General features: G+C 73.2%; 14 protein-coding genes. 3 read left to right on the top strand and 11 right to left on the bottom strand.

Annotated features, from left to right (window positions below):
- Positions 1-34 precede the first annotated feature (34 nt).
- On the bottom strand, positions 35-814 hold the full coding sequence (locus ACIQOE_RS26455) for a TIGR03943 family putative permease subunit (protein ID WP_401414100.1): 780 nt from the start codon (positions 812-814) through the stop codon (positions 35-37).
- On the bottom strand, positions 811-1,854 hold the full coding sequence (locus ACIQOE_RS26450; RefSeq protein ID WP_362643156.1) for a permease: 1,044 nt from the start codon (positions 1,852-1,854) through the stop codon (positions 811-813). The genes ACIQOE_RS26455 and ACIQOE_RS26450 overlap by 4 nt, the downstream gene beginning before the upstream one ends.
- Positions 1,855-2,025: 171 nt before the next feature.
- Between ACIQOE_RS26450 and ACIQOE_RS26445 the strand changes: the two genes are divergently transcribed.
- Entirely contained in the window at positions 2,026-3,906 is a 1,881-nt protein-coding gene (locus tag ACIQOE_RS26445) for an NAD-binding protein (RefSeq protein WP_365560900.1), read from the top strand.
- A gap of 182 nt (positions 3,907-4,088) precedes the next feature.
- Here ACIQOE_RS26445 and ACIQOE_RS26440 read toward each other — a convergent pair whose 3' ends face one another.
- On the bottom strand, positions 4,089-5,897 hold the full coding sequence (locus ACIQOE_RS26440; RefSeq protein ID WP_351317483.1) for a prolyl oligopeptidase family serine peptidase: 1,809 nt from the start codon (positions 5,895-5,897) through the stop codon (positions 4,089-4,091).
- A gap of 146 nt (positions 5,898-6,043) precedes the next feature.
- Between ACIQOE_RS26440 and ACIQOE_RS26435 the strand changes: the two genes are divergently transcribed.
- Positions 6,044-6,838 (top strand): SURF1 family protein, encoded by a 795-nt coding sequence (locus ACIQOE_RS26435; protein WP_365560581.1) that lies wholly within the window; start codon positions 6,044-6,046, stop codon positions 6,836-6,838.
- A 12-nt stretch (positions 6,839-6,850) separates the two neighbouring features.
- On the opposite strand, the gene ACIQOE_RS26430 is transcribed toward ACIQOE_RS26435, so the two are convergent.
- The 8 genes from ACIQOE_RS26430 to ACIQOE_RS26395 all read right to left on the bottom strand — a co-directional run bounded on the left by ACIQOE_RS26430 (position 6,851) and on the right by ACIQOE_RS26395 (position 14,235).
- Positions 6,851-7,390, bottom strand: a complete 540-nt coding sequence (locus tag ACIQOE_RS26430) for a GNAT family N-acetyltransferase (RefSeq protein ID WP_401414096.1) — start codon at positions 7,388-7,390, stop codon at positions 6,851-6,853.
- 88 nt (positions 7,391-7,478) lie between these two features.
- A complete protein-coding gene (locus tag ACIQOE_RS26425) occupies positions 7,479-8,558 on the bottom strand; it encodes a hypothetical protein (RefSeq protein WP_401414094.1) in 1,080 nt (359 codons plus the stop codon).
- Between the two features lie 239 nt (positions 8,559-8,797).
- Positions 8,798-9,475, bottom strand: a complete 678-nt coding sequence (locus tag ACIQOE_RS26420; protein ID WP_351317471.1) for a SigE family RNA polymerase sigma factor — start codon at positions 9,473-9,475, stop codon at positions 8,798-8,800.
- Between the two features lie 473 nt (positions 9,476-9,948).
- Entirely contained in the window at positions 9,949-11,028 is a 1,080-nt protein-coding gene (locus tag ACIQOE_RS26415; RefSeq protein WP_351317468.1) for an aspartate-semialdehyde dehydrogenase, read from the bottom strand.
- Positions 11,025-12,296 (bottom strand): aspartate kinase, encoded by a 1,272-nt coding sequence (locus ACIQOE_RS26410; protein ID WP_351317465.1) that lies wholly within the window; start codon positions 12,294-12,296, stop codon positions 11,025-11,027. The genes ACIQOE_RS26415 and ACIQOE_RS26410 overlap by 4 nt, the downstream gene beginning before the upstream one ends.
- Before the next feature lie 236 nt (positions 12,297-12,532).
- Positions 12,533-13,192, bottom strand: coding sequence for a DUF5063 domain-containing protein (locus tag ACIQOE_RS26405; protein ID WP_351317463.1), 660 nt, complete (start codon positions 13,190-13,192; stop codon positions 12,533-12,535).
- On the bottom strand, positions 13,185-13,784 hold the full coding sequence (gene recR, locus ACIQOE_RS26400) for a recombination mediator RecR (RefSeq protein ID WP_351317460.1): 600 nt from the start codon (positions 13,782-13,784) through the stop codon (positions 13,185-13,187). Before recR ends, ACIQOE_RS26405 begins: the two co-directional genes overlap by 8 nt.
- 106 nt (positions 13,785-13,890) lie before the next feature.
- Entirely contained in the window at positions 13,891-14,235 is a 345-nt protein-coding gene (locus ACIQOE_RS26395) for a YbaB/EbfC family nucleoid-associated protein (RefSeq protein ID WP_351317457.1), read from the bottom strand.
- Positions 14,236-14,537: 302 nt separating this feature from the next.
- Here ACIQOE_RS26395 and ACIQOE_RS26390 point away from each other — a divergent pair, with 302 nt between their 5' ends.
- Positions 14,538-15,290, top strand: a complete 753-nt coding sequence (locus ACIQOE_RS26390; protein ID WP_362643161.1) for an SLATT domain-containing protein — start codon at positions 14,538-14,540, stop codon at positions 15,288-15,290.
- Positions 15,291-15,339: the final 49 nt, after the last annotated feature.

Raw genomic sequence — 15,339 nt, 5'->3', positions numbered from 1 at the left:
CTCGGCGGGGCCCGTACGGCACCCACCGGGCCCGTCAGTTGTTCCAGGTCTCGTCGTACGGGTCCGCCGGGGTCGGGATCGGCCTGGCCTCGGTGACCTTGATGAACGGGATCGGGCCGTTGTTCACCGGGTCGCGGCTCCGCTTGGTCGTGTAGGTGCCCGTCACCTGGAGCCAGGCGTCCGGCTGGAGCACCGGGGGGATCGTGCCGGTGAGGCCGACCTTCACCGGCTGGGCGTCCGCCGCGCAGCAGTTGAGGGCCATGCGGACGAGATACGGGGTGCCGGACGAGTCGACGGCGACGAAACCGGCGATCCGGACCTGGCGGCCGGCGAGCGACCGGCCGTGGTCGTACGCCGCGCGGCCCGCGTAGTCGACCAGGTTCAGCGGGACCGGGTCGGACGCGGGCAGCTTCAGATAGCCGTACGGCTGTTGCAGGGCCGTTCCGGTGCGCAGCGCGCTGTAGGAGCCGAGCGCGGGCGGGGCGACGAGGATCAGGGCGAGCAGGGGGAGGACCAGCAGCCAGGAGATGCGGGGTTCCGGGTGGACGTGCGCCTCGGAGTGCGCGTCCGCCTCGGGGTGTGTCCCGGCCGGTGCCGTGGGGGCGGCCGTGGCCGTGGCTTCCTTGCGGGCGCGGGCGCGCTTCCACTCGTACCAGGCCGTCGCCAGCGCGGAGACGATCAGGACGGCGCCGGCGGCCAGCACCAGCGGTTGCAGGCCCGCCTTGACGTAGCGCAGGTAGAGGTTGGTCCCGCCCGCGTGCAGCAGGGCCACGCCCACCAGGAACATCACCGCCGCCTGGGCCTGCCGGTTCACAGCAGCACCGCCCCGGTCAGGACCGCGCCGGCGATCGCCGCGGCGAAGGTGGCCGGTGCGAACCGCAGGGCGAAGCCGCGCCCGAAGGTGCCCGCCTGCATCGCGAAGAGCTTGAGGTCGATCATCGGGCCCACGATCAGGAAGGCCAGCTTCGCGGTGAGCGAGAACTGGGTGAGGGACGCCGCCACGAACGCGTCCGCCTCCGAGCAGATGGACAGCAGCACGGCCAGGAGCGAGAGGGCGAGGATCGCGACCACCGGGTTGGCGGCGGCCGTGCGCAGCCATTCGGCCGGGGCCACCGCCTTCAGGGTCGCCGCCGCCATCGCGCCGAGGACCAGGAAGCCGCCCGCGTGCACGGTGTCGTGACGGACCGAGTCCCAGAACGCCTCCGCCCTGGTCTGGCCCTCGTGGTGCGCGTGCGCCGGCAGGCGCAGCCAGTCCGTACGGCCCAGACGCTGCCACAGCCAGCCCATCCCGCAGGCCACCAGCAGGCTGCCGGCGAACCGGCCCACCACCATCTCGGGGTCGCGCGGGAACGCCACCGCCGTCGCCGTCAGCACGATCGGGTTGATCGCGGGCGCGGAGAGCAGGAAGGCGATCGCCGCGGCCGGGGTGACGCCCCGGCGGACCAGCGCGCCGGCCACCGGCACGGACGCGCATTCGCAGCCCGGCAGCACGGCACCGGCCAGACCGGCGACCGGAACGGCCAGCGCGGTACGGCCGGGCAGGGCGCGGGCGAAGAAGGACGGCGGCACGAAGACCGCGATCGCCGCCGAGAGCAGCACACCGAGGACGAGGAAGGGCAGCGCCTGGACGACGACCGCCACGAACACCGTCATCCAGCTCTGCATCACCGGGCGTGACAGCGCGCCGCGGACCGGCCCCTGGAACACCACGACCAGGACGAGGAGCAGGGTCAGGGCCAGCGGCGAGCTGAGGTGCCAGCCGTCCTGGGCGGGCGGGGTGCGGGCGGGTTCGGGGCCCGCGGTCCCGTCGCCGGGCGCGCCGCCGGACGGGGCGGCTTTCTCGGTGATGGCCACGGGTCCGATACCTCCGGCACTTCGTTCAGATCCGGGAGGGTGCTCCCTCCTCTTCCCTACGGGCGGGCGGCGGCGGCCGTTCACCTCGTTGCTGGAACCATGCACGCCGTTGAGGCAGTCTTTTCCCTTGTGGCGAGCGTTCCGTATCAAGGTGGTGGCGCCCCGGCGCACATGGTGGTGTGCGGGGACGACGGGCTCGCGCACCGGCTGGCGGCCGAGTTGCGCGTCGTGTACGGCGAACAGGTCACCCTTGTCGTGCCTCCGAACGTGCGGATCGCCAGGCCTCCGGTGGTCGGACGGGCCCGCGCCGCCTCGGCCGCGCTCCTGGACCGGGTGGTCAGCGCCGCCGTCGGACGGGCCAACGGCAACGGCAACGGCGGTGGCACCACGGCCGGTTCCGGACCGGCCGCCGGTGAGGGCCCGCGCGGTGAACGCGTGCTGGAGGCCGTCGAGGCCACCGAGACGGTGCTCGCCGAGGCGGGCGTGGAGCGGGCCGCCGCGCTCGCCCTGGTGTACGACGACGACGAGACCAACATCCGGGCCGCCCTCACCGCCCGCCGGCTGAACCCGCGGCTCCGGCTGGTCCTGCGGCTCTACAACCGGCGGTTGGGCCAGCACATCGAGGAACTCCTGGACCAGGCGGCCGTGCTGGCGGTCGGTGACGGGGACGGCGGTGCGGGCGACACGTCCACGACCGTGCTCTCCGACGCCGACACCGCCGCGCCCGCGCTGGCCGCCACCGCGCTCGCCGGCACCGGCAAGGTCATCCAGACGGACGGGCTGGTGCTGCGGGCGGTGGACCTGCCGCCGGGCGCCCTCGCCGGAGCGGACGCCGGCCGCGGGCTGTGCACGCTGGCGCTGTTCTCGCTGAACAACACCAATGTCGCGCCGATGGAGGGCGCCGGTGACCAGGGCCCGCGGCTGCTGCCCGACGACGCGGAGGTGCGCGACGCCGGCGACCGCGGCGTGATGGTGCTGGAGCAGGTCTCCTCGTCCTCGTCCGCGGCGGCGGCGCAGGACCGGCGCCGGGTCGGGGTCCTGCCGGTGCTCGCCTCGCTGTTCTCGCGGCGGCTGCGGTGGTCGCTGGCCGGGGTCGTGGGATGCGTGGTCGCGCTCGCCGTCGCGCTGTCGGTGGTGACGGGCATCCATCCGGTCCGGGCCTTCTACTACACGCTCCTCGACCTGTTCGCCATCGACGATCCCGCGGTCGGACAGTCGCTGGGGCGCCAGATCCTCCAACTGCTCACCGGGCTCATGGGGTTGCTGCTGCTGCCGGTGCTGCTGGCGGCCGTGCTGGAGGCGCTGGGCACCTTCCGGACGGCGTCCGCGCTGCGCAAGCCGCCCCGGGGGCTGAGCGGGCACGTGGTGCTGCTGGGGCTCGGGAAGATCGGGACACGGGTGCTGACGCGCCTGCGCGAACTGCACGTGCCCGTGGTGTGCGTCGAGTCCGATCCGGAGGCCCGCGGGCTGGCGGTGGCCCGGCGGCTGCGGGTGCCGGTGGTGCTCGGGGACGTCACCCAGGAAGGCGTCCTGGAGGCCGCCAAGATCCATCGGGCGCAGGCGCTGCTCGCGGTGACCAGCGCGGACACCACGAACCTGGAGGCCGTGCTGTACGCGCGGGCGGTCCGGCCGGACCTGAAGGCGGTCCTGCGGCTGTACGACGACGACTTCGCGACGGCCGTGTACCGGACGCTGCGTGCCGCGCATCCGCGGGCGGTCACCCGGAGCCGGAGCGTCTCCTACCTGGCGGCGCCGTCCTTCGCGGGGGCGATGCTGGGGCGGCAGATCCTCGGGGCGATCCCGGTGGAGCGCAAGGTGCTGCTGGTGGCGGCCGTGGACGTCGGCGGGCATCCGCAGCTGGAGGGGCGGACCGTGGACGGGGCGTTCCGGGCCGGGTCGTGGCGGGTGCTGGCGCTCGAAGGGCAGCCGCAGGTCGCCGGGGACCGGGTGCTGCGGGACGGGGACCGGGTGGTGGTGGCGGTCACTCGCCGGGGGCTGGCGGAGCTGTCCGGCCGGGTGCCGCCCGCCCACCCGGCCGGCTCGCTCGGCTGAGAGCCGGGCGGACGGGCCGGTGGGCGGGGCGGTGGGCGGGGCGCGGTGACGCCGTCCCGTGCGGGTCGTCGTGGCCGGTCGCGCCGTTCCCCGCGCCCGCACGGGCCGCCGGCCGGGCGGAGCCGGCCCGGCTCACCCGGACGCCGCTCCTCGGGGCGCCGGGTGCGGGCCGGGCCGGTCGTTCACTCCGTCGGTGCGGCCGCCGCGGGCGTGAGGTGGCTCTCCGCGAACTCCATCTCCAGCCGCAGCTGCTTGATCCGTTCGTCGACCACCAGGGAGCCGTGGCCCGCGTCGTAGCGGTAGACCTCGTGCGGGGCCGAGCGGGCCGCGAGGCGGGCGACGTAGTTGTCGATCTGCCGGATGGGGCAGCGGGGGTCGTTGACACCGGCCGAGATGTAGACCGGGGCCTTCACGTCGTCGACGTAGGTCAGCGGCGAGCTGGCGGCGAAACGGTCCGGGACCTCCTCCGGCGTACCGCCCAGCAGCGTGCGGTCCATCGCCTTCAGCGCCTCCATCTCGTCGTGGTAGGCCGTGACGTAGTCGGCGACCGGGACGACCGCGATGCCCACCGCCCAGGACTCCGGCTGGGTGCCGAGGCCGAGCAGCGTCAGGTAGCCGCCCCAGGAGCCGCCGGTGAGGACCAGCCGGTCCGGGTCCGCGAGGCCGGACTCGACCGCCCAGTCCCGGACCGCCGCCACGTCCTCCAGCTCGATCAGGCCCACCCGGTGCTTCAGCGCGTCCGTCCAGGCCCGGCCGTAGCCCGTGGAGCCCCGGTAGTTGATGCGGACCACCGCGTAGCCGTGGTCGACCCAGGCCGCCGGGCCCGCCGCGAAGCTGTCGCTGTCGTGCCAGGTCGGGCCGCCGTGCAGGTCGAAGACGGTCGGCAGCGGCCCCTGCGCTCCCGCCGGCTTCTGGATCAGCGCGTGGATCCGGCCGCCGGGCCCCTCCACCCAGGCGTCCGAGACCGGCACGGACGGCGGGCACTTCATGCCCGGCGGGTCCAGGACCACCTCGCCCGTCGTCGAGCGCACCACCGGCGGCTCGGCGGCCGAGGACCAGAGGTACTCGACGCTTCCGTCGGGCCGCGCCGTCGCCCCGGAGACCGAACCGGCCGGGGTCGGGATCGCGGTCAGTTCGTGCGCCGCCAGGTCGTAGTGGAACAGTTCGCTGCGGGCCTCGTGGCTGTGGACGATCAGCAGCGCGCTGCCGTCCGGATACCACTCCGCGCTCACGTCGCCCGGCAGGTCGAGGGTCAGGTCCGTCTGCTCGCCGGTCAGCACGTCCCAGACCAGCGGCTCCCAGCGGCCGCGCCGCTGGTGGCCGATGAGCAGCCGCGGATCGCCCTCGACCGGGGCGAAGCCCAGGACCTCCAGGCCCAGTTCCTCCACACCGCCCCGGGTGTCGTCCAGCTCGGCGACCTGCGTGGCGTCCGGGCGGATCACGCGCAGCGCCGAGTGCATGGCGTCGCCGTGCTCGGTGTGCTCGACGGCGATCAGCGAGCCGTCGTGGGAGAGGTCGCCGACGCCCGCCGACTCATGGTGACGGTAGATCTCCCGCGGCTTGTGCCCCGCTCTGACCAGGTAGATCGTCGTACCCTCGTCGTCGGTGGAGCGGCCCACGACCGCCGTGCTGCCGTCCCGGCCCAGCGCCAGGCCCGAGGGGTAGGACGGCTCCAGGCCCGGTGCCGCCTCCTCGTCGGCGCCGCCGCCGAAGGGCTGGCGGCGCCAGACGCCGAACTCGTCGCCGTCCTTGTCGTCGAACCACCAGATCCACGCGCCGTCCGGGGAGAGCAGCCCGTCCGTCGTGCCGTTCGGCCGGTTCGTCGCCTGGCGCTGCTCTCCGCTCGCGCGGTCCCAGGCGTACAGCTCATACGTCCCCGTCGCGTTCGACACGAACAGGGAACGGTCGGGGGCGTCCTCCGCCCAGTCCGGCAGGGAGACCCGAGGGGCGCGGAAGCGCTTCTCCCAGTCCGGCATGTCGCTCTCACTCATGGCCGCAGTCATGGCCCCATAGTGCCCGCACCCGCCCCTGACGCGCTGGCGGGCGTCCTCAGCCTGTGGACAACTTTGCGAGCCGACGCCCGTCCGCGCCGACCCCGATCCCGGCTCACCGCCGAGCGACCCGTACCGTGGAAGGCGTGTACCGCTTCCTGCTGACACCCCGCTGGTGGGGCATCAACGTCTTCGTGCTGCTCGCCATCCCGTTCTGCATCTTCATGGGGTCCTGGCAGCTGAGCCGCTTCGAGTCGCGGGTCGAGGCGCACCGCAGCGCCGACAAGCAGGTGGCGGACGCCCGGACGGAAGCGGCCCGTCCGCTCGCCGACCTGCTCCCCGTCGACCAGTCGACCTCCGGCAGGCGGGCCACCGTCAGCGGCCGGTACGCCGAGCAGCTGCTGGTCCCCGACCGGCAACTCGACGACAGGGACGGCTTCTACGTCCTGGCCCTGCTGCGCACCGACTCCGGCCGCGCCCTGCCCGTCGTCCGCGGCTGGCTGCCCGGCAGGGCTGACGCCGCCGAGGTGCCCGCGCCGCCGTCCGGCGAGGTCACCGTCACCGGCGCGCTGCAGGCCTCCGAGACCCCCGGCGACAACGGCGTCAGCACTCAGGGCGGGCTGCCGTCCGGGCAGACGGCGGCGATCAGCGCGGCCTCGCTGGTGAACCTCGTGCCGTACCCGGTGTACGACGCGTGGATCACGCTCGACAAGGCCGACGCGGGCATGACGGCGGTGCCGGCGACCGCGCCGGACAACTCGGGGCTGGACCTGAAGGCGTTCCAGAACCTCGGCTACACCGGCGAGTGGTTCGTGTTCGCGGGGTTCACGGTGTTCATGTGGTTCCGGCTGCTGCGCCGCGAGGTGGAGTTCGCCCGGGACGCGGCGCTCGGCCTGGTGCCGGACGAGGAGAGCCCGGCCCCGGAGCCGACCGCGGTCTGACCCGCCGTCCGGTCAGCCGGCCGGCGGGACGGCGGAGCGCAGGCCGAGCCACTGCTGCGCTCCCCAGGCCTCGAACCGCTCCATCTCGGTGAACCCGAGTTTCGCCGCGAGCCGCATCGAAGGGGCGTTGGCGCTCTGGGTGGTGAGCACCACCGGTTCGCCGGGAAGCGCCTGAGCGAGCCAGCCGAGCGCCGCCGAGCACGCCTCGTACCCGTACCCGGACCCCCACGCCCGCGGCAGGAACAGGTAGCCGAGGTCGGTCTTGTCCGCGGCGGCCGGACGGCTGTGTCCCGTCGCCCGCCTGAGCAGGATCAGGCCGATCATCGCCCCGTCGAGTTCGACGACGAAGCTCCCGGTCCGCCGCTCGGGCACCGCGGGCAGCTCGCGCTCCAGCTCGGCGCGGGGCCGGGGTCCGCCGAGGTAGGTGTGCACCTCCGGCGAGGCGAGCAGTTCGACGAAGGTCTCGCGGTCGCGGCCCTCGGGCTCACGGAGCAGGAGACGCTCGGTCCTGATCGGTGCGGGCGGCCAGGACACGCCCTTGAGTTCCTCCACCCGCGCACGCTAGCAGCCGGTCAGGACCGGCCGGAGGGGAAGCGTCGGTGCCGTCCGGGCGCGGGCGCCCGAGGGCGCCCGCCGCCGGTCATACCGCAGGCAGGACACCGGTCCAGTAGACCGTCCCGGCGCACGCGTTCGGCACCGTCGCGGAGCCGGTCGGGGATCCGGACTCGGGGGTGTAGGAGACGGCGACGGAGCCGTCGGCCGTGCCGCCCTCGGTGAGCAGCTGGCTGGTGACGCCCTCCGACCCCGTGGTGGTCGTACCGGTGGTGCCGCCGGGGTCCGCGGAGGGGCTCGGGGAGGTCGTGGGACCGCCGGTGTCGCCGGAGCCGCCGGTGGAGCCGCTGGTCGGGCAGGTCTCCAGCGGGACGAAGCCGAACTTCTCCTCGTAGGCCGCGCCGGGTGCCAGGACCAGGCCGGTGAGTTCGGTGGACGGGTCGGGGAGCCCGGCCGCCGCGTCGCCCGAGGTGTGCCGTACGGCGCTGAGCTTGCCGGCGTCGGCCGCGCCCTGCGCGAGCAGGCCCACGCTGCCGGGACCGCCGACGGTACAGCTGGTCCTGGAGACGTTCACGACCTGGAAGCCGCCGTAGACGACGCCCGTCGAGTCGGGGGCGCCGACGGTGGCGGTCGGGGTGCCGAGCTGGTCGGAGGTGCAGACCGGGGCCGTGGTGCCGGCGCTGGTGGAGGGGACGACCTTGGTGCCGCCGACGGAACCGGTGCTCTCGTCCTTGCCGCTGTCCTTGGTGCCGCCGGGCTCCTGGCCGGTCGCCCGGCCGCCGGTGCCGCCCGCGGTGCCGGAGCCGCCGTCCGGGTTCTTGCCGCCGCCGGAGCCGCCCTGGGTCTGGGAGGCCTGGGCGGCCATGGAGGTGTTGGGGTCGGTGCCGCCGGAGTGGGAGACGTGCACCAGGGCGGGGACCGCGGTGCCGATGAACAGGGCCGCGGCCGCCATGCCGACGGCGGCCTGGCGCTTGCGGGCCCGGCGGGCCGGGACCGCGCGCCGCAGGTGGTCGAGGACGCCGTCGCGCGGTGCGAGGTCGTCGACGGCGGAGTGCAGCATGCGGCGCAGGGCCAGTTCGTCGGCGCCGAGCCCGTCGTGGTCGGGGCCGATCCCGCCGAAGCCCTGTCCGAGGTCCTCGGGGCTCTTGTCGTCGGGGCCGTGGTTCACAGTTCCGTTCCCAGCGTGCGATGGCGTGTGCTCTTGCTCGTGGTCCCGCGCGGGCTCCCGCCGTCCGGCAGGCCCGTGGCCGCGGGGCCGCTCCCCCGCCCCCCGCGGTCCGTCCGGCTCCCCCGGGCCGTCGCTTCCGTGCGGCGCCCGACCGGCGCGTGACGCACCGTCCGGTGTCGGCTCGTGCCAGGCGTAGGGCTCGTGGCGATCATGCGAGTCGCCTCCCTCGGGGCTGTCCGTCATGCCGCCGACTCCATCGCCACCCGCAGGGCGGCGATGCCGCGCGACCCGTACGCCTTGACCGAGCCCAGCGAGATGCCGAGCGTCTCGGCGACCTGGGCCTCGGTCATGTCGGCGAAGTAGCGCAGTACGAGGACCTCGCGCTGGCGGCGCTGCAGGCCCTTCATGGCCTTGATCAGGTCGCGCCGCTCCAGCTGGTCGTAGGCGCCCTCCTCGGCGCTCGCCATGTCCGGCATCGGCTTGGACAGGAGCTTGAGGCCGAGGATGCGGCGGCGCAGCGCGGAGCGGGAGAGGTTGACGACCGTCTGGCGGAGGTAGGCCAGGGTCTTCTCCGGGTCGCGGACGCGTTTGCGGGCCGAGTGGACCCGGATGAAGGCCTCCTGGACGACGTCCTCGCAGGAGGCGGTGTCGTCGAGGAGGAGCGCGGCGAGGCCGAGCAGCGAACGGTAGTGCGCCCGGTAGGTCTCGGTGAGGTGGTCGACGGTGGTGCCTGCCGCCACCGTCTCCTCGGCGCCGTCGCGCTGGCTGGGTATGCGGGTGGGCCGCGCTGCGGGCATGGGCGCGATCACCGGCATGCCGCCGGCCGCACCGGGCGGACGGGGGCGCAGGCCCGCGCGGGACGGCGGCCGCAGGGCCGTCGCGCCGAGGGGCGCACTGAGTTCGAGTACCTCTGCCACGTCAGTTGGACACGCCTGACCCCCTCGGGGTTGTACGTGCCCGGCGTCACATTCGGGCCGGGCCCGCCGGGCGGGGTCGCACCGGGTGTGCCGGGCCGGCCGGCCGGCGCCGCGGTGGCCGTTCGGCGCGCCTCCGGCAGCGCACCCGACGGTGCCTCAGATGCCGTCATGCGTCCCGCTCTTCCCTTGTGTCCCATATGAACGGGCGTCCCCACGCCCCGATCACGGCGTCCCCACGCCAGGATCATGCGCCCCCATGGCCCGAAGGCCGGCCGCGTAAGCGCCCCGTAAGAGGGCGACCGCAAAGACGCTCCCCGCCGCCCGCTTGGTTGCGGAGGACAGGAAGGGAAATCTTCGAACGCCAAGGGGTCGTGGTTCAAGTGGTTTGGACCATGCTCATGGCCACATTTCCGGTCCGGACGGCCCCGGTGGGCTCGCTCCCACCCGGGACGTTTCCCGTGGTCACCGACTGTTCACACGAACTCCGCCGCCCCTGAACGGCCGGTCAGTTCCGCCGCCACCAGTTCGGCGATCTGCGCGGTGTTGAGCGCGGCGCCTTTGCGAAGGTTGTCGCCGCAGACGAAGAGTTCCAGCGCGGTCGGGTCGTCGAGCGCCCGCCGCACCCGCCCGACCCACGTCGGATCGGTGCCCACCACGTCGGCGGGGGTCGGGAACTCGCCCGCGGCCGGATTGTCGAAGAGGACGACACCGGGCGCCGTGTCCAGGATCTCGCGGGCCCCGTCGACCGTGACCTCGCCCTGGAAGCGGGCGTGCACGGTCAGGGAGTGCGTGGTGACCACCGGGACCCGGACGCAGGTGACCGCGACCGGCAGCTTCGGCAGCCCGAGGATCTTGCGGGTCTCGTCCCGGACCTTCATCTCCTCCGACGACCAGCCGTCCTCGCGCAGCGACCCGGCCCACGGGACGACGTTCAGCGCGACCGGCTCCGGGAACGGCCCGGTGCTGTCCCCGACGGCCCGCCGCACGTCGCCGGGCTTGGTGCCCAGCTCGGTGCCGGCGACCATCGACAGCTGGGCCCGCAGCGTCTCCACGCCGGCCCGCCCGGCCCCGCTCACCGCCTGGTACGACGACACCACCAGCTCGCGCAGCCCGAACTCGGCGTGCAGCGCGCCCAGGGCGACGATCATCGACAGGGTGGTGCAGTTGGGGTTGGCGATGATGCCGCGCGGCCGGCTGCGGGCGCAGTGCGCATTGACCTCGGGCACCACCAGCGGCACGTCCGGGTCCATCCGGAAGGCGCCGGAGTTGTCCACCACGACGACGCCCCGGGCCGCGGCGACCGGCGCCCAGCGCGCGGACACCTCGTCGGGCACGTCGAACATCGCCACGTCGACCCCGTCGAAGGCCTCCTCCGACAGGGCGACGACCTCGGTCTCGGCCCCGCGCACGGTCAGCTTGCGGCCGGCCGAGCGCGGCGAGGCGACCAGGCGGATCTCGCCCCAGACGTCCGCCCGCTGGGACAGGATCTGGAGCATGACCGTGCCGACGGCCCCGGTCGCCCCCACGACCGCGAGCGTCGGCTTGGCGGTCATCGGCCGGTGCCTCCGTAGACCACGGCCTCGTCGCTGTCGGAGTCGAGCCCGAAGGCGGTGTGCACGGCGCGCACGGCCTCGGGCACGTCGTCGGCGCGGGTGACGACCGAGATGCGGATCTCGGAGGTCGAGATCAGCTCGATGTTGACCCCGGCGTCGCTGAGCGCCTCGAAGAACGACGCGGTGACCCCCGGGTTGGTCTTCATGCCCGCGCCGACCAGCGAGATCTTGCCGATCTGGTCGTCGTAGCGCAGCGAGTCGAACCCGATGCCCGGCCGGTTGCGCTCCAGGGCGTCGATGGCCTTGCGGCCCTCGGTCTTCGGCAGGGTGAAGGAGATGTCCGTCAGGCCGGTGGCGGCGGCGGACACGTTCTGCACGACCATGTCGATGTTGACCTGGGCGTCGGCGATGGTCCGGAAGATGGCGGCGGCCTCACCCGGCTTGTCCGGCACACCGACGACCGTGATCTTGGCCTCGGAGGTGTCGTGCGCGACACCGGAGATGATGGCCTGCTCCACCTTCTTGTCCCCAATCGGCTGACTGCTGACCCACGTGCCCTGGAGTCCGCTGAAGCTGGACCGGACGTGGATCGGGATGTTGTATCGGCGTGCGTACTCCACACAGCGGTGGAGCAGCACCTTGGAACCGGAGGCGGCGAGCTCCAGCATGTCCTCGAAGGAGATCCAGTCGATCTTCCGCGCCTTCTTCACCACGCGCGGGTCGGCGGTGAACACACCGTCGACGTCGGTGTAGATCTCGCAGACCTCGGCGTCCAGCGCGGCGGCGAGCGCCACCGCCGTGGTGTCGGACCCGCCGCGCCCCAGCGTGGTGATGTCCTTCTTGTCCGCGCTGACGCCCTGGAATCCGGCGACGATGGCGATGTTGCCCTCGTCCAGCGCCGTCCTGATGCGCCCCGGCGTGACGTCGATGATCCGGGCTTTGTTGTGCACCGAGTCGGTGATGACGCCTGCCTGGCTGCCGGTGAACGACTGGGCCTCGTGGCCCAGGTTCTTGATCGCCATGGCCAGCAGGGCCATGGAGATCCGCTCTCCGGCGGTCAGCAGCATGTCGAACTCGCGGCCGGCGGGCATCGGGGACACCTGCTCGGCCAGATCGATCAGCTCGTCCGTCGTGTCGCCCATCGCGGAAACGACGACAACCACCTGGTTGCCGTTCTTCTTCGCTTCCACGATCCGCTTGGCGACGCGCTTGATGCCCTCGGCATCGGCAACGGAGGAACCTCCGTACTTCTGCACGACAAGGCCCACGTGCGCTCCTCGCTCGGTTTGTCTCTGTCGGCTCAGTTTAACGAGCGGCCGGGTTCCACCAGCGTGCTCCCGCATGGTGAGACGTCGTGACGGAGGGTTCCGCCGCTCGCTTCCGGGACGGAACATGCCCAGCGCACGGCACCCCACTCGGGAAAGTGCGGTGGCTCACAGTGACGTCGGCGAGGAGACCGCCGAGACCGGGACCGGTCCGGTGCCCCGGGGTCCGGGGCACCGGCTCACGTGGTCCGCAGGCCCAGCTGTCCGCCGATCTCCTCCTGCATGACCTGGCCCGCCTCGAACTCCAGGGTCTCGTCGCCCAGCGTCGCCTGGTCGGTGTCCAGGCCGTCCAGCTCCGCCAGGGGCTGGTTGAGGCGCACGTGGATGAGGATGGACTGCAGGGCGCGCAGGGTCGCGGAGGCCGTCGGGCCCCAGTTGGAGAAGTAGGAGAACTGCCACCACCACAGCGCCTCGGTGGTGCGGCCGGCCCGGTAGTGGGCCATGCCGTGCCTGAGGTCGGCGACGACGTCGGCCAGGTCGTCCGAGATACGGGCCGGCACGGGCGCCCTGCGGGGCTCGTAGGGGTCGAAGACCTCGGAGTAGACGTCGATCGGCTCCAGCATGCGGGCGAAGTTCTCGCGCAGCTCGTCGACGTCCGGCTCGGGACCCAGGTCCGGCTCGTAGCGCTCGTCGGGGACGATGTCCTCGTGCGCGCCGAGACGGCCGCCGGCCAGCAGCAGCTGGGAGACCTCCAGGAGGAGGAAGGGGACCGCCGAGTCCGGCTCGTCGCCCTTGGCCACCTCCGTGACGGCCACCAGGAAACTCTCGACCTGGTCGGCGATCTGGACCGCGAAGTCGTCGGGGTCCTGGGCGGTCGCGTGCAGTGTGGCGTCAGACATCTAGGAGTCGTCTCCCCTCGAAGGCGCGTCCGAGGGTGACCTCGTCCGCGTATTCCAGGTCGCCGCCCACCGGGAGGCCGCTGGCCAGGCGGGTGACCTTCAGGCCCATGGGTTTGATCATGCGGGCGAGGTAGGTGGCGGTCGCCTCGCCCTCCAGGTTGGGGTCCGTGGCCAGGATGAGCTCGGTGACCGCGCCGTCGGCCAGCCGGGCGAGCAGTTCCCTGATCCGCAGGTCGTCGGGGCCGACGCCCTCGATCGGGCTGATCGCGCCGCCGAGCACGTGGTACCGGCCGCGGAACTCGCGGGTGCGCTCGATGGCGACCACGTCCTTGGGCTCCTCGACCACGCAGATCACCGACTGGTCGCGGCGCGGGTCACGGCAGATGTTGCACAGCTCCTCCTGCGCCACGTTGCCGCAGGTCGCGCAGAACCGGACCTTGGCCTTGACCTCCAGGAGCGCCTGGGCGAGCCGCCGTACGTCCGCCGGCTCCGCCTGCAGGATGTGGAAGGCGATCCGCTGCGCGCTCTTCGGACCGACGCCGGGCAACCGCCCCAGCTCGTCGATGAGGTCCTGGACCACGCCTTCGTACAACGGACTGCCCTTCCTGGAGTCTTCGGTACGTACCGTAGTTGGCTGCCGCCTGTCCTAGGAAGGCGGTACGGGTGTCGCGCGGGCGACGAACATCAGAACGGCGAGATCAGAACGGCAGACCGGGGATGCCGCTGCCGCCGCCGAGCCCCTGCGCGAGCGGGCCGAGCTTCTGCTGCTGGAGCGCCTGGGCGTTCGCGTTGGCCGCCTGGACGGCCGCGACGACCAGGTCGGCGAGGGTCTCGGTGTCCTCCGGGTCCACCGCCTTCGGGTCGATCTTCAGCGTGCGGAGTTCGCCGGCGCCGGTCACGGTGGCCGTCACCAGCCCACCGCCCGCCTGCCCGTCGACCTCCGTGTTCGCCAGCTCCTCCTGGGCCCGCGCCAGGTCCTCCTGCATCTTCTGGGCCTGCTGGAGCAACTGCTGCATGTTGGGCTGGCCACCACCGGGGATCACGATCAGCTCCTGGTTCCGCGTCCGTGTCGTCTGCGTCCTGCTCGGCGTCTTGCCGGTTCTGCACTGCTGTGGATGAGCCTACGTGCTCGACGCAGCCATCGCCCCGCCACTCTTTCGAGTGAGAATCCTGGCGGCCCTATACCTGATCAAGGCCCACTTCCGAGCGGAAAAGAACCGAAAGCCAGGCCTTCGCCACCCATTGGGCGGTAGGAAGGGTGCCCGTCGTCAGCATCCAGGTCACGTGCACCATGACGATCCGATGTCACGGAACGTGAGCGGTTGTGATCAGTAGGGAGTGCCGGGTGGGCCAGCCGGAGATGCAGCCCGAGGGACCGCCTCAGGAAGGGCGGGGCGAGGGCGCGGCAGGACTGCGGCCGGGTGATCTGACCGGGCGGCCCTTCCCGCTCGGGGACTGGGGTGAACCGGCCGAGCGGCTCGACGAGCTGTACCGGTGGGTGGAGCGCGGGGCGCTGGGGACCGCCGAGTGGTACCTGTCGGACCGGATCTGGAAGCGGCGGGGAGCGCGGGCGCTGCGGTGCGGGGCGGCCGTGGGCGCCGTGCTGGGCGCCGCGCTGCCGCTCCTGGACCTCACCGGGGCGGTCGGCGGCGTCGCGCCCTGGGGATACCTCGCCCTGCTGATGGCGGTGGCGTGCGTGGGCATCGACCGGTTCTTCGGGGTGACCTCCGGCTGGATAAGGGACATGGCGACCGCGCAGGCGGTGCAGCGGCGGCTCCAGGTGCTCCAGTTCGACTGGGCCTCGGAGAGCGTCCGGGAGGTGCTGGGCCCCGCGGAGGGCACGGCGAGCGAGGCGGCCGAGCGGTGCCTGGCGGTGCTGCGGCGGTTCTCGGAGGACGTGACCGAACTGGTCCGCACGGAGACGGCCGACTGGATGGTGGAGTTCCGGACCGGTCCGGCGCCGCTCGGCATGCAGGCGACGGTGACGGCCGGGCCGCGCGCGGACGCGGGGCATCTGGGCGGCCGCTTCCCGCTGCCGCCGGGCGCGAACGGCAGCCGCCCCAACATGCCCAGGCAGCGGCCGCCGGAGCCGCGCTGACCGGATTTGTCACGACGCCCTAATGTCTTGACATCGATCGGACCGGCGC

Origin of the sequence: Streptomyces sp. NPDC091282 (genome assembly GCF_044757385.1) — a bacterium.
Taxonomy (GTDB): Bacteria; Actinomycetota; Actinomycetes; order Streptomycetales; family Streptomycetaceae; genus Streptomyces; species Streptomyces gramineus.
Note: the sequence above shows the minus strand (reverse complement) of the source record. Positions and strands in the feature narration are given on the sequence as shown.

What these genes read in the sequence shown, in the direction of transcription:
- ACIQOE_RS26445 (WP_365560900.1), top strand. Translation starts at nt 2,026, where the DNA reads ATGGTGGTGTGCGGGGACGACGGGCTCGCGCACCGGCTGGCGGCCGAG.
- ACIQOE_RS26440 (WP_351317483.1), bottom strand. Translation starts at nt 5,897, where the DNA reads ATGAGTGAGAGCGACATGCCGGACTGGGAGAAGCGCTTCCGCGCCCCT.
- ACIQOE_RS26415 (WP_351317468.1), bottom strand. Translation starts at nt 11,028, where the DNA reads ATGACCGCCAAGCCGACGCTCGCGGTCGTGGGGGCGACCGGGGCCGTC.
- ACIQOE_RS26405 (WP_351317463.1), bottom strand. Translation starts at nt 13,192, where the DNA reads ATGTCTGACGCCACACTGCACGCGACCGCCCAGGACCCCGACGACTTC.